We start from the raw sequence: 23333 nt of genomic DNA on the forward strand, positions 1-23333 counted from the left end.
GACTCCTCATACTCGCGAAGAAGATTTAATTTTTCTTCCTCACTGTAATGTTTGTACTTTTTACGCATAAGTTATACACATTTTTATGGTTATTAAATGTGTCTACTTATATCAGTATAAGTCAGAATGATGGTCAACATTCAAAAGAACGTTGACCATCAAAATATATATTCTTCAAATACCTTCCAATTACTTCTTAATATTCGGCTCTTCCAAACCGTAACCATGCTTCTTATCAATAGCCTTCAGATAGATGGCAAAAAACATGGCAAGCACCCCAAACATGGCAAAGATAATCAAAGGAACCGTATAATCATAAGGGATAAAAGTATTGGTAGCGCCATTTTCTATTGCTTGCTTCGCTGCAATAACAGCCGGATTATTTGCATTCACAGCCTGAAGAACAGTACCGATAAGCAACGGAACGAAACAAAGACCAATATTCTGAACCCAGAAAATCAATGAATAGGCACTACCTAAGAAACGAGGTTCCATAATCTTAGGAACACTTGGCCACAGAGCCGCGGGCACCAATGCAAATGAAACGCCCAAAATGACAATAGTAGAATAAGCAAGGAGCTTGCTATGGGTCGCGGGTAACACAAACGCAAATATTAAATGACAAAATATCAAAAGTAAAGCGCCCCATATCAACATAGTAGCGCCTTTTCCTTTGTGATCAAGATACGATCCAAGAAACGGAGTAATAAACGCTGCTCCAATAGGGAACCAACGGAAAATATCAGATGCCGCGCTTGCGGTTATACCATTCAAATTACACTGCAACATATTGGCTCCGTAACGCTGAAATGGGAATATCGCAGAGTAATACAGTACACAAAGTAAAGCGACAATCCAAAATATTCTACTTGAGAAAATTCCCTTTACGTCGCTCAATTTAAACTGGTCTTCCAGATCGGCATCTTCAACCGCGCCCAACTGCTTATCTAATTTCTTATCCATTACACAGAAAACCAAATAAAAAATCAAACCGATAAGTAACAGAACAGTACAGAACGCTACCGGCTTAACAACCGTTCCAAATTTCTCAGCCAACCAAGGAGAGATGGAGAAGATAGCAAACACACCTACACGTGCAATAGCCATTTCAACCCCCATAGCCAAAGCCATTTCTTTTCCTTTAAACCACTTTGCTATAGACTTCGATACGGTTATACCAGCCATCTCACATCCGCAACCGAATATCATAAAGCCGAGAGAAGCCATCTTCGCACTACCCGGAAGAGAAATCCACCACGAGTTCAACCATTCATTAAATGCTGTCGCTTGAAACCAATCACTGATACCCACATACTTGATACATGCTCCAAGTAACATCATGGAAGCAGCTAATGTTCCGGTAAATCGGATACCGCTCTTATCAAGAATAATTCCTGCTAATATCAGAAATCCGCAAACATTTAAAAGATACTCTGCTGCTGCATACGTTCCAAATACAGACGGCGTCCAACCTCTCTCTGCTTCGATAAGACTCTGTAGTGGAGACATCACATCCACAAACATGTAACCGAAAAACATCATCAGTGCTATCAAAATAAGAGCAGCCCAACGCGCAGCGGCATTGTCGTTGATGAACCTTTGAATTTTCTCTGCCATACTTTCTATTTTTAATAATTCTAAAATTTTTGTAAGCAAAGATACATAAATTTACGAATATTGATATGTATTCTGCAAAAAGTTCTATATTTGCATGAGGAAAGATACATCATATTTAATAATAACGATTATGAGAAAAGGAAAAATTACCGTGCTTTGCATACTGCTAAGCAGTAGCATCATGTTTTCTTCGTGCATCGGTTCGTTCAGTTTGTGGAACAATTTGAAGACTTGGAACCAGAGTGTAAGCAATAAGTTCGTCAATGAACTCGTTTTTCTGGCATTCAATATCATCCCTGTATACGAGATTGCATATCTGGCCGATGTACTTGTTATCAATTCCATCGAGTTTTGGAGTGGAGAGAACCCTGTTACCAGTATGGGTGAACAGAAACAAATTAAAGGTAATGACGGTATAAATTACACTGTTACCACTACTCAGAATGGCTATACCATCACTAAAGAAGGTGATGATAACGCTGTTGACTTGGTTTTCAATCCGGAGAAGAAAAGTTGGAATGCCGTTCAGAATAACATGAGCTACGAACTGGTTCAGATGAACGATGACGGTACGGCTACCTTAAGTATGAAAGATGGAGAAAAACTGACTGTTACTCCTGATGCTCAAGGTGTTGAAACTGCTCGTGTTGCATTAACAGGTACCATTCTTCAGAAATAACAGACATCTATTTATAAAGAGGATAAAAAATGAAATAGTCCACTTTTTAACATTACGATTCATAACTTATTAAAAAGAAAAGCCATTTCTAAACTCCAAACAGAGAATAGAAATGGCTTTTCTTATCAACTAACCGAATTAATCGAGATTAGCTAATTTATTGTCTGATCCAAGAACGTCAGTAATCTTATGCTTGTAGAGCTGCTCCATTAAATCGCGTGCAGGACCACAATACTTACGAGGATCGAACTCTCCCGGTTTTTCAGCAAATACCTTACGAACAGCGGCAGTGAATGCCAAACGAGAGTCGGAATCAATATTGATCTTACAAACAGCACTCTTAGCTGCCTTACGCAACTGATCCTCAGGAATACCTACGGCATCCGGCAACTTACCGCCGTTAGCATTGATAATATCAACATACTCCTGTGGAACTGAAGATGAACCGTGTAATACGATAGGGAATCCCGGTAATTTTTCCATAACTGCATCCAAAACATCGAATGCCAACGGTGGAGGTACCAATCGACCGGTCTTCGGGTCACGAGTACACTGCTCAGGTTTAAACTTATAAGCACCATGTGAAGTACCGATAGAGATAGCTAATGAATCACAACCGGAACGCTTAGCAAAGTCGATTACTTCTTCCGGTTTAGTGTAGTGAGATTCCTCAGAAGCAACCTCATCCTCAACACCTGCTAATACACCTAACTCACCCTCAACAGTTACGTCGTACTGATGAGCATACTCTACAACCTTGCGAGTCAAAGCAATATTTTCCTCGTATGGGAGAGCTGAACCGTCAATCATTACGGATGAGAAGCCCAAATCTACGCAACTCTTGCACAATTCGAAGCTATCGCCATGATCAAGATGAAGAGCTATCTCAGGATGCTTACAACCCAATTCTTTCGCGTATTCCACAGCACCCTGTGCCATGTAACGCAACAACGTAGCATTAGCATAGTTACGGGCACCTTTTGATACCTGCAAGATAACCGGTGAACGCAACTCTGAAGAAGCTTTGATAATAGCCTGCAACTGCTCCATGTTATTGAAGTTGAAAGCAGGAATGGCATAACCGCCATTAATGGCTCTTTTAAACATATCACGAGTGTTTACCAAGCCCAATTCTTTGTAATTAACCATTTGTATTAATTTTAGTGATTAAATTTATTCTTCCACCGCAAAATTAGTAATAAATGTGACATAATCCTTATAATCTGAACAAAAACGACTTTTAATTAACTTAATTTTATCACAAGCCTAATAAAAAGGCACTGTTTGACATACAGAGTTTACAAAAGGTCAAACCTTAAGAAAAAAAAGATTATAAAAAAGTAGAGAGAAGTTTTCTACTTTAAAAGAAATAGTCTATCTTTGCAGACCAAAACCATTACACATTGTTTTGTTACCATACAAAAATTGAAAAAATAAATATAATAAAATAAAAGTTGAAATGAAAAAAGATCTTCATCCAAAAGAGTATCGCCCGGTCGTATTTAAGGATATGAGTAATGGAGATATGTTTTTGTCTCGCTCTACTTGCAAGACAAACGAAACAGTTGAATTTGAAGGTGAAACTTATCCTCTTGTAAAATTGGAAATTTCAAACACTTCTCACCCTTACTACACCGGTAAATCTAAGTTGGTTGATACTGCAGGCCGTGTTGATAAATTCAATAACCGTTACAACCACTTGAAGAAATAATTTAGATTAATTTTTTCTCCGATATAAAAAGGCTGTCTCATTCATTTTGAATGTTGAGACAGCCTTTTTATATGATAATATATACACTTAAAAACTCAATATAACGAGCGAAGCGAAGACAAAAAAATCTATCAAAGTACTAATAGTTATATGTCTTATAAACTCCTTTCCTTACATTTAAAGTTTGAGGTAACCAAACTCTGTAACGATCCTTATAAGCCCAAGTGTCTCCTGCAGAAGCAAAATCGCAGAATGAAACAGTACGTTCATAACTACGCTCTAAGTCTGTACCCAATGTAGTTTTCAACCGGAAACTCAGCCAAGAAAATGTGGGAACAACCTGTTGCAAATCAACATACCCGTCTTTATCAAAAATTTCACAAGTCTCATCAACGAAACCATCGTTAAAACGAGTATCACGAGCCAAAACAATCGGGCCGCGGAGAATAGCTTTATGCTGATCTCTGTCAACAACACGACCTCTCATATCGAATTCAATGGAAATCCTATCACCTCTTTTCCATATTCGTCGCAACGGTACATATTTCCCCGGAGTTACATTCGCAATCACTTCATCGTTTACAGTCACCTTATTCACCTTGCTCCATTCCGGAATACGAAGATAAACGGTAAAATCAGCTTGCTTTTTCATATCGAACGATATCATAGAATTACCCGTTTTTGGATATTCCGATTCCTGCAGAACATGAATTTCCTGTTTACCCATCTTGAAATAAGCATCAACCCGACCAAAGAAATTGATATAAACATCGCTATTCTGAACCTTCATCGCATAATCCGGAATCATCATAAATGCACGCGGTCCGTTTGCGTTACAACAATTGATATGCATTCCACACTGCTCCTCACCAGCCGTATGCTGCCCCTCTAACGGACTATACTTAGAAATCTGCGATCCGTCACCTTTCAACGATGCCATCAACGCATTATACATAGAAAATTCCATCTGATCGGCATACTTGGAATCTCCTGTCAGAGTAAGCAACTTATTACATAGCTGCATCCAAGTAAAAGTTACACAAGTCTCCATGGTGTGATAAGTAGGCTGAACCTGATGCTTCTTACCGAAATACCAGCATTCAAACGAACTTCCGGACCCCGCGACATTAATCTCATTCTCAATAATATTATCAACAGTCTTCAATACAGCGTTTAAGCAATCTTGATTATGAGTCTCCTTATAGTACTCCAAGAGGCCGATATAACAAGACATCATTTCGTAAGCTTTCTGCCCCTGCTGTGGAGAGAACCAATTATCAGCCCCCGGATAAGGAAAACGCTCCGCAACGTTTTCACCCGCTAAAGCTTTGGAAATTAATTTTGACCCATTAGCCGATTCTATCTGTTCAACAATATATTTAGCGAAATCAAAATATTGCTGATTTTTAGTAGCACGATATAAATACATAGTCGGCTCAAGAATAGAACAACTGGCCATACCGTGATAGTTCCCCGTCTCCACAATGTTTACTTTGCCCGGTCCTACCTGACTGAGCAAATAATCCATTTCTTTCGATGCTGCTTCTAACGTCTTTTCATCTTTTGTCAAATCATACCACTTCAACAGCCCAAGCAAAGTATACTTCCGCCCCCATACATCCCAATTCGTCAACTGATACTCGGGCGCGTAATTACCAATATATCCCTCAGGTGTCTGAGTAGAAATCATATCCTCCACGCTCTTTTTAATCTTATCGTATAATTCCGAATTCCCGGTATAACGATACGCGGCAATAGCTCCCTGTACCCATTTTCCCCAGAATTCCATCTGCCATCGGTGATCTTCCGCCTTTGTTCTGAACGGATTAACCAAATGGTCTACATCCTGAGCTATAATACGCCCCTCAAAGCAATCATCCATCCGTTGCCCGACATAACCGCTCACCTTTATATAATCAATATTGGGAGCTATGAAATTCTTTCTCTCCTGAGCCATAACACTCCATGGAAGCACTAAACAAGCACAACCAAGAAGCATTTTATAATACACATTCATATATTGTTAGATTTAATTCATTAAGTTGAGCAAAAATAATTAAAATTGAGGATATTCCGACTTTTTTCTTCTTTTTCAAAATAAAAATCTCTATCTGTAGTATTACAAAATATAAACTAAACATACAGACAGAAAGAGACTTCTAAAAATCCATAGCCATCTTACCTGACTCTGCTTCTGAAAGTTCAGTCACCTTTGTCTGCATCACTCTATAAACCCGTTGGCACATATTCAAAACAGTGGGACGATGAGTGGTAACAATACATGTTTTGTTTGGTCTTTGTTGGATAATGTTACGCAATACAGCTCGCTCAGTTGTAACATCAAGTGCTGAAGTCGCTTCATCTAAAAGTAAAATAGGAGCGTTACGAAGAACAGCTCTGGCAATAGCAATCCGTTGAGTCTGACCTTCAGAGAATCCACGACCTTTCTCTCCTATCTTATGGTTGTAAGTATCCGATAATTTCTGAACAAAATCCCATGCGCATGCTATCTTCAGTGCCTCCACAATCTCCTCATCCGTTGCATCTTCCTTCGCCATTCGCATATTCTCAGCAATTGTTCCGGAAAGGATGGTGTTACCTTGAGGAACATACGAAAACAAATGACGGGTTTCAACATTCATTTGAACTTCTTTTCCATCGTATGCGCGAATCAATGCTTCACCATTTTGTGGATGAATCAAGCCAAGGATCAATCGCAGCATTGTTGTTTTTCCTTCTCCTGAAGGACCTACCAACGCTACAATTTCTCCAGGATGAGCAATAAATTCTGAATTTGTGATAACCTTATTATTTTGAATATAAGCGAAATCTACATTGTTCATCTGCACCGTGAAGCCTTTGTCACTATACTTATCCAATTCAGAGCTTTGAGGAATATGTATTTCTTTTGGTAACTGCACAATCTCACGGATACGATGAGCAGAAACGGAACTATTCAAAAATCCGGGAATGATACCTAAAACGCCATTAAAAGCTCCGGACAAAGCAGAACGCTGCTGCATAAAAAGTGTCATTGTACCGTATGTGATAGAGTGAGTCCATAAACGCCACAAACAATATCCGAAAGCCGTGAACTGAACCAGCATGCCTACCATCGACATGAATATATTTGTTTTGATAGAGAACATATTGTACTTCAAGCTTATATTCCTGAACTTTTCCTGCCACCAACGCAATTTTTTACTATATTGATCAGCTACACCGAATGACTTGATAGTATCAAAATTATAGAATGTTTCTACCTCAAATGTCATCATATCACTACTCATCTCACGCACTTTCTTATTATAATCTCGCTGTTTTGAAATAACAAAGCGTGAAACAGCCAACATAAATGGAGCACTTGCAAAAGCCAAAATCGCCATAATAACGTCATAATGCATAATAACAATAAACGTAGCAATAAACTGATACATCGCAATAATAATAGATGGCAACCAACTGATAGCGTTCCCGCTAACTGTTCCGGCATCACTCGTAAAGCGATTCAATACATCACCATTACTATATCGGTTTATCTCCATCCAGTCAGCATCAATAATCTTATTAAATAGGTCTAATTGTATATCGTTATTAATATAAATGCTCAACTTAGTTGTGACCCGACTGATAATACTGCTAAAAACTAATCCCAGAACAGTACTCCCCACGGCAATAGTTATTAACAGCCAAAGTTTATCAGTTTGATAACCAGTAATAATATCAATTAAATACTTCCCTGCAATACTTCCAATTAATCCCATTGTCGTACTAAAGATACCGAGTATCAAATAAAAGATAATAGCACCTTTATATCGGAGACTATATGTAAAAATCCACTTCCAGTCATCCAATATTTCTCTAAAAGTACCATCTCTCCACTTCCTAATCAGTATATCTAATGATTCAAAGGAGGTACTTTTGCTTCTCTGCTCTGCACTATTCTCTTCCATTTTTCAATCGGATACAAATATAAAAGAACAAGCCAAATTATCTAAACAGTCCGTATAATTTAACAATTAACGGTCGTACGGGCACAAGCCTGATATAAATTCTTTCAAAAAATTTCCACATAAAATTATTAGGCCCTATCCATTTCCCTTTTCGCTGTACTTTCTTAACAATAGCGAAAATCTGATTTTTATTCAAAGGGCCCTCAATTTCTGTCTGAGCATCACCTACTACATAATAACCATCAATCTTTACTTTATATATTCGGTGCATCACAAATTGACCGGTAGAACGCTGATAAAACACCATATCACCACGACGTAACGGACGGTCGGGCTTGCCAAACAGAATAGTATCGCGATGATGAATTAAGAATGGAGCCATACTACTTCCTGAGATAAGAAGTGAGACATCTCTCTCCTCCTCCACCAGTGAACGAAGCATTGAAATATACTTTTCTGTATTTACTTCGTACAACATCTAATTGTTTCCATTAAATAATTCCATGGTAGCCTCACCCTCATGCGAAATATCACGCTGTTGAAACACATTCTTGACAGTCAACAATATAACTTGCAAATCTATCTTTAACGAGAGATGATCAATATACCACACATCCATTTCAAACTTCCGTTTCCAGCTTAGAGCATTCCGTCCATGCACTTGTGCCCAACCGGTAATTCCCGGACGTACATCATGCCGACGTATCTGTTCTTTATTATATAAAGATAAATATTCCACCAATAAAGGACGCGGACCAATCAGCGCCATATCACCTTTCAGCACATTCACCAACTGAGGCAGTTCATCGATCGAAACAGATCGGATAAAACTCCCAATTTTCGTCAAACGTCTCTCATCAGAAAGCAAATTCCCATCGGCATCCCGTTCGTCCGTCATTGTTTTAAACTTTATAATTTTAAAAATCTTCCCATGCAATCCGGGTCGGTCCTGTAAAAAAAATGATCCTGCTCCCTTATTCGCGAAATGCAAAAAGATAATTATTAGTAAAAGCAATGGAAAAAGAGCAATCAGCATAATTAATGCTATCAAAAAATCTAAACTCCGCTTCACATATTTCGCATAAAAGGAATTCATACTACTTCATTACTTTATAGTAAATGTATCCAACCCATTCATGCAATAACGCCTGCCATTGCACTATCGCAGCAGGTGATGGAATAAATGTAGCCGGATCACCTCTGTCAATAATAGTATCCGTAATATAGGTATCAGAGAATATTCCAACTTTATTAAAAGCCATAATAGAACGGCGCATGTGAATTGCAGAAGTAATCAGCAACGAAGGTTGAAGTTTCAAGCTATCACCAATAAGATTTAATGTTAAAACAGCATTCTCCATCGTAGAATTTGCTTTTGTTTCCAAAATCACATCTTCCGACGGAACTCCCATATTATTGAGGAAATGTATCATCCCTTCCGGATTACCACTTAATCCAGTCACATTCGAACAGTCTATAATGGAACCATCCGAAGCTAAAACCAATTTCTTTACCCGTCCTTCCTTATAAAGTTGTATGCCATCAATAAGTCTGTCCGCATTCTCCCCGAACTCAGGCCGTTTCCAGTTTGAATCCCAATCACTGTAACCGCCCAGCACTATGCCATAAGTATATACCTTCCCATCTGGTAACGGATGATTATATTCTTGATACCATTCCTTTTGAAAAAAACTCATCAAAGGCATATTCGTAAAAAACAAGAAAAAAAACAGGCTTAATATAAAGAACATAATCCGCGTCTTTTTATGTTCCCTCTTCACCACTAACATAATCATAAGAGGAACAATAATATAGAAATAGGGCGAGGTTATTAAAGTTGATAGTATATTATATATTATTATCTGCATAATACTTTAGTCTTAAGTCGCGAGTATTCGGATAATTGCACGTTTTATTAAGTTATGCCATTCAACCATGATGTGACTGAGGGGTTGAAAACTACTTAATATCATCATTAATTAACCGTACTACTCTACACGGATTTCCATAGGCTAACACTCCATCCGGAATATCGCTCACCACTACCGAACCGGCACCAATAACACTCCACTTCCCTATTTTCGTACATTGTTTCAGTACCGTCCCCGCACCAATCCATGTTCCCTCACCAACAGTAACCTCACCACAAAGAGTTGCGTGTGGAGAGATATGAACATAATCTTCTATTTCATTATCATGATCAATAGATGCGCCACTATTAATAATGCAATGTTTCCCAATATGCGTGCAGCTCTGAATGATAGCCCCTTGCATCACAACTGTCCCTTCTTCCACCTTTGCGTATTTCGAAAGAATAGCTGACGGATGAATAGCTGTTCCAAAGATGATACCTCGCTTAAAAAGTCTTTCAGACAATAGTTTACGCTTCTTATTTGAACCAATGCTGATAATCACCTCACCCACTCCATCTAAAGAATGCTTTATCTCCTGTTCCATAAAACTTTTCTCTTTCGGATTATCATCAATAATACCAGAGAATATTATGCCATTTGCTTCTAAAATATCACGAATCACTTTGGCATGGCCACCGGCTCCATATAAATACATAACTACTGCTCCAAACTTTTATAAACATCTAATAATGCTGCCCACAATTGCTTTTGTTCATAACGCTCGGCAATCATCTGTCTGGCATTCCTCGACAAAGTTAATATTTTTTCCCGATGCTCATACCAATTCTGCATGGTATCATACAATTTAGCCTCATCTTTTGCAGGAATAATCGTACCATTCTTTCCTTCCACAATGATTTCATTACAGCCGTTAATGTCCGTTACTATACACGGTAAATCCATGGCTCCTGCCTGAAGTAGTACATTGGGAAATCCTTCCCGATAACTCGGAAAGACAAACGCGTCCGATGCTGCTAAAAACGGACGAATATCACTCTGCCAACCCATAAAAAGAATGTTCGGATGATGCAAAATCAGCTCTTTTATCTTTGGAGAAATCGGATCCAGTGTATCTTCAAAGGGACCAACTAAAATGAGCCGAATATCCTGATGCAGCTTATATAACTTATCAAAAGCACTGACCAGTTCATTGATGCCCTTATCATGCACCATACGTCCGACAAAACAAAATGTGAACATCTTTCTATCTGTATAAGGAATAGCCGCTTTCATTACCTCATCAATACGATTATAATAAGTCAGGTCTATACCGTTCACATTACCATTCGCTATGATATGGAGCGGTTTCTTCGTGATATGATTTTCCTCCAAATCATGCTTTACGCCTACCCCCTCAGGGTTAATGTAAGTAGCACTACTGCAAGTTATTCGGTCAGTCATCATGAGCAACTTTCGTTTCCATCCTATAGCAGAAGGGAATATTAATCCGGTAAAAGTATGAATACGAACAGGGACTCTGCAAATCCGAGCTGCCAACATGGAGAGTAATCCGGCTTTTGGCGTCAGCGAATGGACAATACCCGGTCTTTCTTTCCGAAACAATCGTATCAATTTTAATAGCGACACCATATCTTTCAACAGGGCGATATGCCGTTCCATAGGTATTTCTACCACACGCACCTTTTCCCGCGTTGACACCTCTTCCAAGTCCTTTCCTGGTGAAGAAACAGCAATCACCTCATAATATTCGTTCAACATCTTCAGTTGACCGGTTAATAATTTATTCAGTGAAAGTGGAATAGTAGTAATTCGTATTAATTTCATTTCCTCAGATAGTTAAGACTGACAAGCAAATCCGTCACCACTATAAAAGACTTATCCTTTGAACAGAAAATACCAATAGAATGAAGAAAACATAAGAAAGATATTTTCCATTCCTATAAAAGTATTGATTATTTTAATCATAAAATCCCACTTTTTAAAATATTCTCATAGAATGCAAAAGCATAGAATGTAAGAATAGCATATCCCAACATTTTCTCATGATTAGTCCAAAAGCGTTGTTTCATAAAAGGATAAATCAATACTATAGGCATGATAAACCAAGATATTTGAGCAAAACGATTAGAATAGGCAGCACGAATAACCAAAATCCAAAACGCATTAGTTGCCAAATAGGTATTATAAATCCAATGATAATATTCATCCTTAAAATCTCGCCTAAAAATAAAATAATAACCAACGACAACAGCCATTGAACTATATAACAAGAAGTCCCAACGAAAGACCATACTCATTTGGACGATTTCGCCAACCATATTTTCTCCTGTCATATATCCGGAAAAGCGTTCATCGCCAGCCATAAAATCAATTCCAGCCAAATAATTTTGTATCTGTCCACCAAAAAAATAAGAAACAATAACACAGAGAATCCAACCTGCCAAATAATAGTAGCTATTCTTTATAAACCAAGCTAAAGCTCCCCCTGCAACCATTAGCAATACAGATTTATGAAAGCCAATAGCTAATACACTTAATAATGCCATAACAGGTAGATTCTCTACGTATGTCATTGCCAATATAAATAAAGAAGCTCCTACACCATTTCTTACACCATTTACACCATATTGCCAAAATGTAAACATGCTTAAAATAACAAGAAATGGTATCCAATAATAACTTTTAAATATTCTAACCATGGCTAACCAAAGAGGGGCTACATATAAAAATGCGCATAACAAAAAGAAAGAATGAATATTGCTATATTTGGCAAACCAATGCAAAGTAGTATAAAAAATTATATCTTCTTGACTTTTATCTCCAATATCTATTCCATTAGCAATATCCTTAAACATCTTATAATAATTCATTGTATCTCCAAATTGTGCACTAACCAGCCTCAAACCCATATAAATAATAATCAATGAAGCGATAACAAATCCCCAACCTGCATCCATATTTACAACATCTTTACGGAAAATAACTCCCCGCTGACATTGAAATACAGCAAATAAAACTAATATTAATAATGCTATATGGAAGCAATGAGTGTATTGTTGAATTGGAACAAAATCAATAATCATAATTTATTTCAACGATTTATATAAACTATCGTAAGCTCCTACCATTTTACTGATGTCATATTGTTTCGCTTTTTCATAACAAGTATCGGCAACTTGCTTACTATATTCTTTATCTTGTCGCAAATGTAACAATATTTTAGATAAAGCTTCTGCATCCTGATGTGGAAATAAAAGACCTGCATCCTTCACTATTTCATGTAGCCCGTCTACATCACTGGCTATAAATGGTTTGCCTACAGACATACCTTCTATACTTGATAACGATAAGCCTTCAAAATGAGAAGACATAATTACCACATCTGCAGTATGCAATATTTCAGCAATATCACTTTGTATTCCCCAAAACTTAACTATACTTTCAACTTTTAAATTCTCGATCAGATGCTGCAATTCCCATTTCCTATTACCATCGCCAACAATCCAGAATTCAAAATCATCTTTTGGCAGATAAGCCAAAGACTTAATTACCGTATCTTGATCTTTCTGCCAATGTAAACTGGCAACCATCACTATAACAAAAGGTTTCGAATCCTTCCGCCACTCCATGTTAGGTTTAGCTTGTTGGAAAAATTCCACATCAACTCCATTATATATAGTTACGATATTATTCGTTTTTTTTCCAAGATATGAAATCAAGTTGTCTTTTGCTTTATCTGAAATACAGACAATATGATCATATTGTTTATACATCCATTGATCCAAATAATAAAACAATCTATTACTTCTTCGTCTATTGTTCGTACTATGCTCCGTAGTCACAAGTTTTGTATGAACGAATTTATTGGCAATAGCTGCATATAGCTGGGAAGAAGTATTATGAGTATGAACCACATCGTACAGTTTCATTAAAGGAATTAATTTAAAAATGCACATCGGACTATACATAGAATGTCCTAAATCATATACTTTACAACCACATTCCTTCAACCTATGTTTAAAAGGAGTATCTATTCCATCAAATAAAGCCACATCTATCTGATTCCCTTTTTCTCTTAATCGAGGGACTAAATCTATAACCAGTTTTTCAGCTCCGCCAGTCCGTAAAGAAGTAATTACTTGAAGGATTTTCATACCTTATATAATTTACCGACTTTTACTTTATACCTATTAACTTCATAAAGCACTAATCCTGGAACAATAGAAAAAAACGTCATAATTTTCATTGGAGACTCTTTCAGAAAATGAATATTCTTGAAACGGATAGAGTGAGAGACATAATGAATATTATCTATCCATTTACGCTTTATAGATTTTGTTTGCATCATATCAAAACGACGGAAAAAAGCAAAGCCTTTGGGATTATTCCAATATTGTTTCCACATTCCCATACTGGATCCATCTTTCTGATAATCAACTATAACATAAATATCATTCGAAACGAGAAGTGGGTAGTCGCAATCGACCATATAATATTTATATGCTAAAGCAAAATACTTTTCACCTTTAAATAAAGGGTATTCCGGGTACTTAGTTATCACATCCGTCCGATAAACTAACTTTTTATCTCCGGTGCCATGTAAATCTTCATAATATCCTCGCAAAGTTGTTTCTTCCAAATCAGTAAGGAACTTCTGGCCAATAATACTACCATTTATTTTAGCATCTAACCCTATAATACCTGCATATTTCTCTGAACCTTTCTCTCTCCACAAAGAAACAATTTTCTCTACAGCATCATCCGGCATATAATCATCGGAATCTATACAAGTATTCAATTCTGTTGTTATATTCCGATAGGCCATATTATGAGCTCCATGCATTCCCTGATTTTCCTGATGAATATATCGAATAGAAATTTTATTCTCTTCAATCCAGCCATCTACCAACTCTTTCGTATTATCAGTGGAACCATCATCCACTATCAACCATTCGAAATCCTGGCATGTTTGTCTGCACAAACTTTGATAAGTTCGTAGCAAAGTATGTGCTCTATTAAAAGCAGGAGTAAATATGGTTAATGTCTCAGACATAATTATGGTAATGGATAAACTATATATTTATCAGAAGGTGAACTATCTCTTTGAATTATCCTTCCCGGATTACCAATAACAATAGAATTATCAGGAACGTCAAAATTAACAAAAGCACCAGGAGCAATTAATACATTATTTCCTATTTTACATTTTCCAATAATGATGGAATTTGCATTCATACAAACATTATCTCCAATAGTTGGAACTCCTGCTAATTTTCCTTGAGCATTACCTATTAATGTTCCTTCTGAAATATTAAAATTGCGGCCAATCTTAACTTCAGGATTTACAACGATAGTCCCAAAATGAACAATGCGAAACCCTTCTTTAATATTAGTAGATGGCGGAATTTGAATATGCGTAATATAAGACGTGACTTTCAAAAAGAAATAAAAGAATGCTTTTATCAAAACATTCTTAGATAATTGTACTCTCCGAAAGAAATAAATATATGTAAATCCAGGGACAAAGAAAAAATAACGAAGTTGAATCCTTAATGATTCACATCTATTTCCTTCATATCTATATAAATCTTGTTTAATAATTTTATTCATAAATCCTTTAATAATATCTTTCTAAAGAATCTTCCAATCATAAATCGTATTTGATATTTTTTTGATGCCCATGACATAGTATACCAATGAATAGTTTTAGTATTATTTGTTATTGTCACATGCCCTGAAATAGCATTCATAGGGCAAAAATAATCTTCCGGATAAATAATCACATCAACAACAGTTTGTTTTAATCCATTATTTATTAGTCCATAATTCAACATGATATCATTTATCATAGGAATCATAGTGTAATTATTTCTGGAACCATTTTCTTGATAATAACTCAGTTTCGAAAACCTATTCAATATCTCTGAATATAATGGCAATTCCTTTTCTGCGGCAATGCCTAATCCCGGAGCAATTCTATAAACTCCATTACTTGGTTTTTCCCATGCCATAAAAGAACCATTATTAATAATATCATCCATAGGCTTAATAACTTCTACATCCGTATCAAAGTATACTCCACCATAGTAATATAATATCCAAAAACGAGCATAATCACTAACAAAGGCATACTTCTTTGCCTTATAAGCATCTCTTGTATAAGGGATTATGTTCACATCAAAGTTATCCTCATTCCATTCCTTTATCTCATATTCTGGAAAATATTTCTTCCAACTGGCTATACATTTCTGAGCAGACTTCGGGAGAGGATTTCTTCCAAACCAACAATAATGAATAATCTTCGGAATCATGTTATTAATCTGTACACTTTTTCCACTTCCCTCATATTCCCATAATTATGAGATTTCAGGTAATCTATTATCTTTTCTTGAAGAGATTTATTCTGTATAAAATTATAAATTCCTTCAGCACATTGGGTATTATCATGCGGAACAATTATTCCATCTAAACCATCATTTATCTGACTGGCCGCTGTCGCATAGTTCGTCACCACTACCGGTTTACACAATATCTGGGCTTCACGAACAGTAACGGAATTCCCTTCATAGCGAGATGGCTGAACATATATATCACATGCTCTGATATACGGATATGGATTTTCTTTTTTTCCTAATATAATCACATAATCTTTCATTCCTTCTTCTACAATCTTCTGACGAATTAAGGTTTCATCACCACCATAACCTATCAAATACCAATTTACATCCAATCCTTTATCGCGAAGATGTCGGCAAATATTCGGTATATTATCATAGTTTTTAGCTTCGCAAAAACGACCAACAGATAATAAATTTATATGATTTTTCTTATTAGCGACACTTTGTGCTCTAAACTCTAAACTCATACCTCCGGACTCACTCGCACGAGTTCTAACAAACTCAGACGAAAGTATGTTTTTTATCTCTACAATCTTTCCTTTTAAAATAGGAAATACTTTTAAAAAATTCCTCGTTACATCGGGAGAAATAGAAACTATATGATCATACCCTGTCCAAATAGGCAATTCCAAATCTATATTCACATCAATTTGACTATAATCGGTATGAATCCAAGCTACTTTTTTCTTCGCATCTACCTTATGAAGAACGATGTTATGAGGAGTAAGAAAACTGATAGCCAAATCATATTGTCCAAACATCTTTAGAGAAGGGAGATATGGTTCTACATTATTAAAAATATAAGAAAAAAATGAAGAAGCATCACTCGGATTCTTTGCTATCTGATATTTCTTAAATTGTATTTGGGCTTTCAAGCGGCCATACACTATTCCAAACTGCCCTGCCAACAATGTCTCTTTCATCGGTTGCTCAATATAAGCATAAGCCTGAATTTCCGGAAGAAGGTGCACTTCCTTTGGAACATATTGCATCAGCTCACCCCGATGACTATACAAAAACAAGTCTACATCATACTTGGAATAGTCTATAGCTTGCAACAAGCCTATTAAACTTATCTCGGCTCCACCAATCTCCAGATAATGAATTGCTATGAAAATCCGCTTTTTCACGAATAAAACAAATTTTTAAAGACGTTCACCACTTTGCCACTTCTTACGTATAACAATCTATGTATCATTACTTTACCAGTTGCAAACCATGGTAATAAAGTGACAAAAGCATATTTTTATAATCTAGTTAGGTGATAAACCGTACCGGTATTAATACGTTTAATCTCTATCCTAAAACTCAAGAAACGATGCATCAGCTGTCTGGGTGTTAACCCTTTAACCAATTTCGGATAAGTAATTTGCATCTCATCATAAATCTCTGCAGAATTGAGCCAAGCACCCTTCTCATTTTCTTTTGCCTTTCGGAATATTCTGAAGAATGCATTCTCCAATGGCCCCAACTTATAATATGCCTTATTAATTTTCTGCTGTTCTTTTTCTTCTTCGTGCGTCATATAATCTTTCAAACCCTGTTCCACTTCTTTTTTCAGCTGAGCGAAAAATTGTTTATGTTCCGGCTCACTCGAATCAATCTGATGATCCACCTCCACACAGATAAAACGTCGACTACCGGTAGGATCGGACAATACCTGTTTGGTATTAGTCGTAGCAATGAACGATGCCAGACGAGGAACGGTCACATACCCCAAATGTTTGTTCTTGTATAAACGCACCTGCGTCATCTGCGACAAGTTCTTCAGATCGGTAAAACGCTTTTCGCTGAACCGGTTAATCTCATCCAGATTAATCAGTACCACCTGCGCCAACTTATTTTCCGGCTTCTTGGCCGGAACCAAGTCTATGTTATCCAGATAGAAAGTACGCAAACTATTCGGTAATAAGTTTGCACAATACGTACTCTTACCCAATCCTTGCTCTTCGCTAATAAGAACCGGAATCATGGTATTACCATACTTACGTGTAATGCCCATCATCTGAGACGTTAAAGCACGAAACCAGTATTTCCCGGTACGCAACCAATATTCTTTATCCGAAACACGTTTTAAGTATGGAATCACACGGTCTACACCATCCCAATCGGGCAATGCGTTCATATAGTCTCTCACCGGGCTGTATTCTTTCACTTTTGTTGACAGAACAATAGTTGGTATAACATTCCGCCAGCAGACCAAGCCGTCAAGATGAGCTTCTACTCGGATACCGTTCAACGCACGATCATCAATAGGCATAAAGCACTCTTCGGAACCCTTGTGACGGTACTCCGTAACATCTGTCAATTCATTGTGCCGGAATTCATACTTGGAACTAAGATAGTTAATGATGTCTTCCATCTTGACCTTTGACTGTTTTTTTGTTTTCATCTTAGTCAATTTCTGCTGGAGGTTCATCAGTGCCTGAGCGCATGACTGGTTCAACTCCGAGTTCTGTTTAATAGAGGCCAATATGGTACTAACCGGATCCTGCTGCTTTTTAGCTTCTTTTTTACTTGATTTTTTCATTTTATCAGGTTTTTAGTTAATCTATTTATTTGTCAGTACAAATATACAGAAACTTTTTTCAACTGCCAAATGTCACAAAACCACCATGGTTTGCAACGCTTAACCATCAGGCATTCAAATAAATAAAGCTAAAAAGTGGCAAATGTATTTTATTTTTTATTTCTGTTTTATGAGAAGCTTATTATCCATCTACTTACTGACCATCATTTACTAAAGTGATGCGGACAGACGAACAAATTTATCAAGAGTTTTTCTGATTTAATGCGCATAAATTAATCATTTTATGCCCAACACTTTACAAAAACTTCTGCTAAATTTAACGGACAATAGCGAAACATTTTATACAATATTCTATAATACATTAAATACTTTGAGTGTTCAAATGCTGCATTTGCTGTTCTGTATTCAAGATTTAGGCCACCTATTGATTTTAAATGATTATAATACTTATAATATAATTTTTTCTGCTTATCTTTCTCATCTTCTTTAAAAGGATATTGCAACACAATAGAAATCCAAATTCTTGTAAATACAATTTCCATCTGATGCTTTAAGTCTGTGAAATCATAGTCTAATACATCTAACATTTGACTCCGAATTTGATAATATCCATGACTTAATCTTAATTTTTCTTCTACAGATTTTGGATGACTATGAGACCCTTGACGCATAATGTACTTCATTAACGGTCGATCGACATAGATACTTTCAGATTTCCATGTTCCTGGCATTAACATCTGAAGATTTTGACCAAAATCAGATTTTAGAATAGATTTATCTTTATAATACGATTGCAATGCTGAAGTTCTCACCATAAATGTTCCTGGAAAATTATTAGCTTTACCTAATACCAAATCTTCAAACATATTTTTAGAATACTTCTCTTCATCGTTTACCACTATCAAATCTTTTCCATCAAGATTACTCTCAAAAACCTTATATCCATTCGTTCTTGAACAATTGCATTGAGGATTATCTATTAATATAGTAGCCCGAACTTCAACAGATTGAGGCAAAAGCATATCGTCGGAATCTAAATAAGAAACAAATTCTCCCTTAGCTTTTTCCAAACCATTTATTGCAGCATATCCAGGTCCTTGATTAGTTTGTTGGATTATATTAATTTCGTATCCTTTATCAGAAAACTTTGGGATATAAGATTTCGCTATCTCCAAGGTATTATCATTTGATCCGTCATCAACCAAAACCAATTCAATATTAGAATAAGTTTGAGATAATACTGAACCCAAAGAACGTTTTAAATAATCTTTACTATTATAACATGGCATTATAATGCTAACTAAAGGCAAACTTCCCATCAGACACCAATTTTATACATTATTTCTTTCAAATATTTCTCGTCTAATTCTTCTCCGATATTATGACCTCCACCAGCTTCATTAACATACTTATTATGGACAGGTACTTTTGACTCAACTTTACTTAAATACCATTCGTATTCAATGTCCAAATGACCAATATCAATTGCCCAATAACCTAATTTTCCTAATTCATAAGCTAAAACTGTAGCTGTAGGCCCGACTGCTAACAATATAAGATAATTCTTTGAGAATTTTTGAGCAGTTTTTAATAATTGATCATAATAATCAAAAGCATTTTCATTGGGACATAATATTCGTTGTATGCTTTTAGCATTATTAAACAAATCATTACCAACACCCAATCTGGTTTTCTCGCCTTCAATTATAAGCAAATCCTTTGAATTCCAAATCTGTTTCCAAAGTATAAAACATTTATCAGCAATAGATTTGTCTTTATAAGGCATATAACATCTACTAATAAACGAATCATAATATGTCTTTGAAAGATCTAACTGAGAAAGATTTTTTTTTCTATTAAGAATATTATAATTTCTCCAATATTGCTGTTCATCCTCCTTATACTTTGAAAGACTCTTAAACATTGGCTGAATACATATTATGATAGATGAATTTTTAGATTTTAAAATTTTAGACAAATTCTTAGATAATCTGACATCTACATGCTGGAAAGCGGTTTTAATCCCAAACATAAGCTTAAATTCACCATCTCCGTATCTAACTACTGAACACTTATGGTCTCTTATATATTCCAATGTTTCTATTATTCCTTTAACTTTAGGAGATTGATGCAAATACGGATACAATTTATCATTTTCTTCTAAAATCCAGTTGTAAATATTCAAAAGAAACTTTTTAATAAAATTCATACTATCCAATTTAGTGAAATAATAAATATATAAATCTTTTAATAGTATATATAAAACTTTGAGATGACTTTATTTCAATAGGTTGATTAGGAACATATTGGTTGATTAAACGGTCAAAATCTTCTGTTCTATAATTCGCCAGAAATTCCTGACTTCGAGAATTTATTTTAGCAGAAATTGAAACGTTTTCATTAAAGACATATGCTACGCCTTTATCTATTAATGATACATCATTAAGCTGGTCTTTTATGATATTAAATATTTTCGCACCTTTTTCGGTGTTTACAGAAACCACAGAAACGCCAATATTATCTTTCTTATATTTTCTTAATTCACTACTCCCCCAAAAATCACTCAATGTAAAATCACTACCAGATTGAAAATCTTTAAATTTACATTTGGTACATGATGATCGAATATAAAGATTATTTATATACCCTTTCATATAAGAATTGTCAGCACTCGGCATAGATAAATCTTCTCCATTTTCAAATTTGAAAACAACAGAGGAGTTTCTCCATCCATTTTTCTTATCACGGAACGTAACAAAAATGACTTTTGAATTATATTTCTTTTCCAATGTTTTAATATACCACTGATAGACACCTGTACAAGGAACCCCATGACAAACGACATCAACGCATATTAAATTTATGTATTCTTGATGATGTAGGAAAGATTTCAACCCTGCTATTTGACAAGGTGTTCCACTAAACAATACAATTATATTTGAGAGAAGAAGCTTTTTTATTTCTTTAAAAGTATTTTCTATATTGCTATGAATATATTTTGCTCCCCTTAATAATGCTAAATCTTCTTCATTATCAATGATGACATGGTGGACATTATAATAATCATTAGAGAAAGCCGCACCTACAACATATCCTTTATGTTCAATTACACATTTAGCAATAGCGGAAAAGATTCCACCAGAAGAGCTTATCTTCCTGATTTCATCATTTTTATTTTTACAAGCATAAATTTTATTATTCAATTTAAAAGAATTATTGTGAAGTACAGGGCATACAATTTCACAAGCACCACAATCAATGCAATTCTCTTTGTTTTTATATGGATAATAAGACCCATGCTCATCAAGTTTAAATGAAATACAATTTCTTGGACAAATATTTACACAAGCATTGCATCCGCAACAGTCTTCTTTACTAACAAGGTTCAAATATTCTTCTATCATAACATGTCATAAAGAATTTCACCATCCACATTGGCTTTTTCAATATATTGCGGCATAAAATCTATCAAATGAGTACGTATTTCTGTTTCGTGACATACCAGCCACTGAAAACTCTCAACCAATTCTTTTTCATCAGACAGTGTTTGAACAGGCAACACATAACGATCATAAGTTCCAAAGATGTCTTTTGCGATACCTTTTGCTTTGACAGAATAACCCACAACTAAAGTTGGAACACAGGAAGAATAAGCTGCAATAGAAGCATGGGTACGAGCGGCGATCATAAATCGACATTTCGATATTAATCCTTTAAGTTCTGAAGCAGAAGCGTCTCCAATTAAGGAAACTCTTTGATTATTTTTAAATTCATTACAAAGTAACTGTAATGGAATACAATCATTGCTATGAGACCAAACAACATGAGGAATTAATGCTACATTCATTGAAGTATTTTCAAGAATATATTCAATTAAATGTACAAAATTCTTTATAGTAATTCCTTTCTTCCCTTCACATTTTAAAATATATGGACTTAAATTAATACCCACAGTATTTTCTTTAATTAAATTGTGATCGTCTATTTGTTCTTTCTTGAGTAGAAATGCAGGATCTGGATATAAGTAAACATTATTAAGACCATGACTTTTCATTGCTTCAAATGTCAAACTTTCTCTTGAAATGATATATGTATAATTTTTCATATCATTTAAAATATTTGGATTATCTAATCCTGACGGTTCTACAGAACAACCCCACAATATCGTTTTTATGCCATGTTTATTGAAATAATTATTTAAATATGCAAGTTCCTTATTTTCCCCATAGCAATAATTGTCTCCTCCTATTGATAATGCAAAACTTCGTTCTTTTCTTAATCGTCGTACTAAAGAATTATAACGATATGTATCTAAATAGACAAAATTATGAGTAAATCTGTATTTTAAATATGAAATATAAAAATCGAAATTCTTAATATTCTGAGATACATTTTTTAAAATACAAATCTTATCAACAGAATAGTGTTGATCCTCATTAATTTTGGGAGTACATAGAAACAATTTACTATCTGGCAATTTATCCTTTATTATTCCTGCCGTAGTTCTTACAATCGCTTCACAACCATGATTAGCACTTCCTCCATGCCCAAATAAAAGAATGTTTGCCATA

22 protein-coding genes are annotated in these 23333 nt (G+C 35.5%); 2 read left to right on the forward strand and 20 right to left on the reverse strand.

The genetic code is table 11. The features are described 5' to 3' along the window. Window positions 1-189 precede the first annotated feature (189 nt). Window positions 190-1617, reverse strand: a complete 1428-nt coding sequence (locus tag LO761_RS09760; protein ID WP_272818100.1) for an MFS transporter — start codon at window positions 1615-1617, stop codon at window positions 190-192. A 130-nt stretch (window positions 1618-1747) separates the two neighbouring features. Between LO761_RS09760 and LO761_RS09765 the strand changes: the two genes are divergently transcribed. Further along, window positions 1748-2296, forward strand: a complete 549-nt coding sequence (locus tag LO761_RS09765) for a DUF3332 domain-containing protein (protein WP_272818101.1) — start codon at window positions 1748-1750, stop codon at window positions 2294-2296. Window positions 2297-2434: 138 nt separating this feature from the next. On the opposite strand, the gene LO761_RS09770 is transcribed toward LO761_RS09765, so the two are convergent. Beyond that, on the reverse strand, window positions 2435-3445 hold the full coding sequence (locus LO761_RS09770) for a class II fructose-bisphosphate aldolase (RefSeq protein WP_272818102.1): 1011 nt from the start codon (window positions 3443-3445) through the stop codon (window positions 2435-2437). Between the two features lie 310 nt (window positions 3446-3755). Between LO761_RS09770 and LO761_RS09775 the strand changes: the two genes are divergently transcribed. After that, window positions 3756-4007, forward strand: coding sequence for a type B 50S ribosomal protein L31 (locus LO761_RS09775; protein WP_272818103.1), 252 nt, complete (start codon window positions 3756-3758; stop codon window positions 4005-4007). Window positions 4008-4146: 139 nt separating this feature from the next. On the opposite strand, the gene LO761_RS09780 is transcribed toward LO761_RS09775, so the two are convergent. The 18 genes from LO761_RS09780 to LO761_RS09865 form a co-directional block, all read right to left on the reverse strand. Further along, on the reverse strand, window positions 4147-6024 hold the full coding sequence (locus LO761_RS09780; protein ID WP_272818104.1) for a beta-L-arabinofuranosidase domain-containing protein: 1878 nt from the start codon (window positions 6022-6024) through the stop codon (window positions 4147-4149). Window positions 6025-6166: 142 nt separating this feature from the next. Further along, entirely contained in the window at window positions 6167-7960 is a 1794-nt protein-coding gene (locus LO761_RS09785; RefSeq protein WP_272818105.1) for an ABC transporter ATP-binding protein, read from the reverse strand. A gap of 37 nt (window positions 7961-7997) precedes the next feature. Next, window positions 7998-8438, reverse strand: coding sequence for a S24/S26 family peptidase (locus LO761_RS09790; protein WP_272818106.1), 441 nt, complete (start codon window positions 8436-8438; stop codon window positions 7998-8000). Beyond that, window positions 8439-9056 carry a sugar transferase gene (locus LO761_RS09795; protein ID WP_272818107.1) on the reverse strand — a complete coding sequence of 206 codons (618 nt, stop codon included), beginning with the start codon at window positions 9054-9056 and terminating at the stop codon, window positions 8439-8441. A 1-nt stretch (window position 9057) separates the two neighbouring features. Continuing rightward, complete coding sequence (locus tag LO761_RS09800) at window positions 9058-9657, reverse strand: YdcF family protein (protein WP_272818108.1); 600 nt, start codon at window positions 9655-9657, stop codon at window positions 9058-9060. 262 nt (window positions 9658-9919) lie between these two features. Further along, window positions 9920-10528, reverse strand: a complete 609-nt coding sequence (locus tag LO761_RS09805; protein ID WP_272818109.1) for an acetyltransferase — start codon at window positions 10526-10528, stop codon at window positions 9920-9922. A gap of 2 nt (window positions 10529-10530) precedes the next feature. After that, a complete protein-coding gene (locus LO761_RS09810) occupies window positions 10531-11658 on the reverse strand; it encodes a glycosyltransferase family 4 protein (RefSeq protein ID WP_272818110.1) in 1128 nt (375 codons plus the stop codon). A gap of 137 nt (window positions 11659-11795) precedes the next feature. Next, window positions 11796-12917: an EpsG family protein gene (locus LO761_RS09815; RefSeq protein ID WP_272818111.1), complete on the reverse strand. Its 1122-nt coding sequence runs from the start codon at window positions 12915-12917 to the stop codon at window positions 11796-11798. Window positions 12918-12920: 3 nt separating this feature from the next. Next, the gene (locus LO761_RS09820; protein ID WP_272818112.1) at window positions 12921-13988 is read right to left on the reverse strand and encodes a glycosyltransferase; all 1068 of its coding nucleotides are present in this window, start codon (window positions 13986-13988) and stop codon (window positions 12921-12923) included. After that, entirely contained in the window at window positions 13985-14887 is a 903-nt protein-coding gene (locus LO761_RS09825) for a glycosyltransferase family 2 protein (protein ID WP_272818113.1), read from the reverse strand. Before LO761_RS09825 ends, LO761_RS09820 begins: the two co-directional genes overlap by 4 nt. A 2-nt stretch (window positions 14888-14889) precedes the next feature. After that, window positions 14890-15444 (reverse strand): serine acetyltransferase, encoded by a 555-nt coding sequence (locus tag LO761_RS09830; RefSeq protein ID WP_272818114.1) that lies wholly within the window; start codon window positions 15442-15444, stop codon window positions 14890-14892. Further along, complete coding sequence (locus LO761_RS09835; protein ID WP_272818115.1) at window positions 15441-16145, reverse strand: glycosyltransferase family 32 protein; 705 nt, start codon at window positions 16143-16145, stop codon at window positions 15441-15443. Before LO761_RS09835 ends, LO761_RS09830 begins: the two co-directional genes overlap by 4 nt. After that, the gene (locus tag LO761_RS09840) at window positions 16142-17362 is read right to left on the reverse strand and encodes a glycosyltransferase (RefSeq protein WP_272818116.1); all 1221 of its coding nucleotides are present in this window, start codon (window positions 17360-17362) and stop codon (window positions 16142-16144) included. Before LO761_RS09840 ends, LO761_RS09835 begins: the two co-directional genes overlap by 4 nt. Window positions 17363-17478: 116 nt before the next feature. Continuing rightward, window positions 17479-18762, reverse strand: coding sequence for a VapE domain-containing protein (locus tag LO761_RS09845; RefSeq protein WP_272818117.1), 1284 nt, complete (start codon window positions 18760-18762; stop codon window positions 17479-17481). Window positions 18763-19043: 281 nt separating this feature from the next. Continuing rightward, entirely contained in the window at window positions 19044-20081 is a 1038-nt protein-coding gene (locus LO761_RS09850; protein WP_272818118.1) for a glycosyltransferase family A protein, read from the reverse strand. Continuing rightward, window positions 20081-20971 (reverse strand): SP_1767 family glycosyltransferase, encoded by an 891-nt coding sequence (locus LO761_RS09855; RefSeq protein WP_272818119.1) that lies wholly within the window; start codon window positions 20969-20971, stop codon window positions 20081-20083. The genes LO761_RS09850 and LO761_RS09855 overlap by 1 nt, the downstream gene beginning before the upstream one ends. A gap of 10 nt (window positions 20972-20981) precedes the next feature. Next, window positions 20982-22166, reverse strand: coding sequence for a Coenzyme F420 hydrogenase/dehydrogenase, beta subunit C-terminal domain (locus LO761_RS09860; RefSeq protein WP_272818120.1), 1185 nt, complete (start codon window positions 22164-22166; stop codon window positions 20982-20984). Further along, entirely contained in the window at window positions 22163-23332 is a 1170-nt protein-coding gene (locus tag LO761_RS09865) for a polysaccharide pyruvyl transferase family protein (RefSeq protein WP_272818121.1), read from the reverse strand. The genes LO761_RS09860 and LO761_RS09865 overlap by 4 nt, the downstream gene beginning before the upstream one ends. Window position 23333 lies beyond the last annotated feature (1 nt).

This window comes from Phocaeicola oris, from assembly GCF_021295095.1.
Classification (GTDB): domain Bacteria; phylum Bacteroidota; class Bacteroidia; order Bacteroidales; family Bacteroidaceae; genus Phocaeicola; species Phocaeicola oris.

Coding starts and splice junctions, on each gene's coding strand:
- LO761_RS09760 (WP_272818100.1), bottom strand. CDS start 1,617: ATGGCAGAGAAAATTCAAAGGTTCATCAACGACAATGCCGCTGCGCGT.
- LO761_RS09765 (WP_272818101.1), top strand. CDS start 1,748: ATGAGAAAAGGAAAAATTACCGTGCTTTGCATACTGCTAAGCAGTAGC.
- LO761_RS09770 (WP_272818102.1), bottom strand. CDS start 3,445: ATGGTTAATTACAAAGAATTGGGCTTGGTAAACACTCGTGATATGTTT.
- LO761_RS09775 (WP_272818103.1), top strand. CDS start 3,756: ATGAAAAAAGATCTTCATCCAAAAGAGTATCGCCCGGTCGTATTTAAG.
- LO761_RS09780 (WP_272818104.1), bottom strand. CDS start 6,024: ATGAATGTGTATTATAAAATGCTTCTTGGTTGTGCTTGTTTAGTGCTT.
- LO761_RS09785 (WP_272818105.1), bottom strand. CDS start 7,960: ATGGAAGAGAATAGTGCAGAGCAGAGAAGCAAAAGTACCTCCTTTGAA.
- LO761_RS09790 (WP_272818106.1), bottom strand. CDS start 8,438: ATGTTGTACGAAGTAAATACAGAAAAGTATATTTCAATGCTTCGTTCA.
- LO761_RS09795 (WP_272818107.1), bottom strand. CDS start 9,056: ATGAATTCCTTTTATGCGAAATATGTGAAGCGGAGTTTAGATTTTTTG.
- LO761_RS09800 (WP_272818108.1), bottom strand. CDS start 9,657: ATGAGTTTTTTTCAAAAGGAATGGTATCAAGAATATAATCATCCGTTA.
- LO761_RS09805 (WP_272818109.1), bottom strand. CDS start 10,528: ATGTATTTATATGGAGCCGGTGGCCATGCCAAAGTGATTCGTGATATT.
- LO761_RS09810 (WP_272818110.1), bottom strand. CDS start 11,658: ATGAAATTAATACGAATTACTACTATTCCACTTTCACTGAATAAATTA.
- LO761_RS09815 (WP_272818111.1), bottom strand. CDS start 12,917: ATGATTATTGATTTTGTTCCAATTCAACAATACACTCATTGCTTCCAT.
- LO761_RS09820 (WP_272818112.1), bottom strand. CDS start 13,988: ATGAAAATCCTTCAAGTAATTACTTCTTTACGGACTGGCGGAGCTGAA.
- LO761_RS09825 (WP_272818113.1), bottom strand. CDS start 14,887: ATGTCTGAGACATTAACCATATTTACTCCTGCTTTTAATAGAGCACAT.
- LO761_RS09830 (WP_272818114.1), bottom strand. CDS start 15,444: ATGAATAAAATTATTAAACAAGATTTATATAGATATGAAGGAAATAGA.
- LO761_RS09835 (WP_272818115.1), bottom strand. CDS start 16,145: ATGATTCCGAAGATTATTCATTATTGTTGGTTTGGAAGAAATCCTCTC.
- LO761_RS09845 (WP_272818117.1), bottom strand. CDS start 18,762: ATGAAAAAATCAAGTAAAAAAGAAGCTAAAAAGCAGCAGGATCCGGTT.
- LO761_RS09850 (WP_272818118.1), bottom strand. CDS start 20,081: ATGGGAAGTTTGCCTTTAGTTAGCATTATAATGCCATGTTATAATAGT.
- LO761_RS09855 (WP_272818119.1), bottom strand. CDS start 20,971: ATGAATTTTATTAAAAAGTTTCTTTTGAATATTTACAACTGGATTTTA.
- LO761_RS09860 (WP_272818120.1), bottom strand. CDS start 22,166: ATGATAGAAGAATATTTGAACCTTGTTAGTAAAGAAGACTGTTGCGGA.
- LO761_RS09865 (WP_272818121.1), bottom strand. CDS start 23,332: ATGGCAAACATTCTTTTATTTGGGCATGGAGGAAGTGCTAATCATGGT.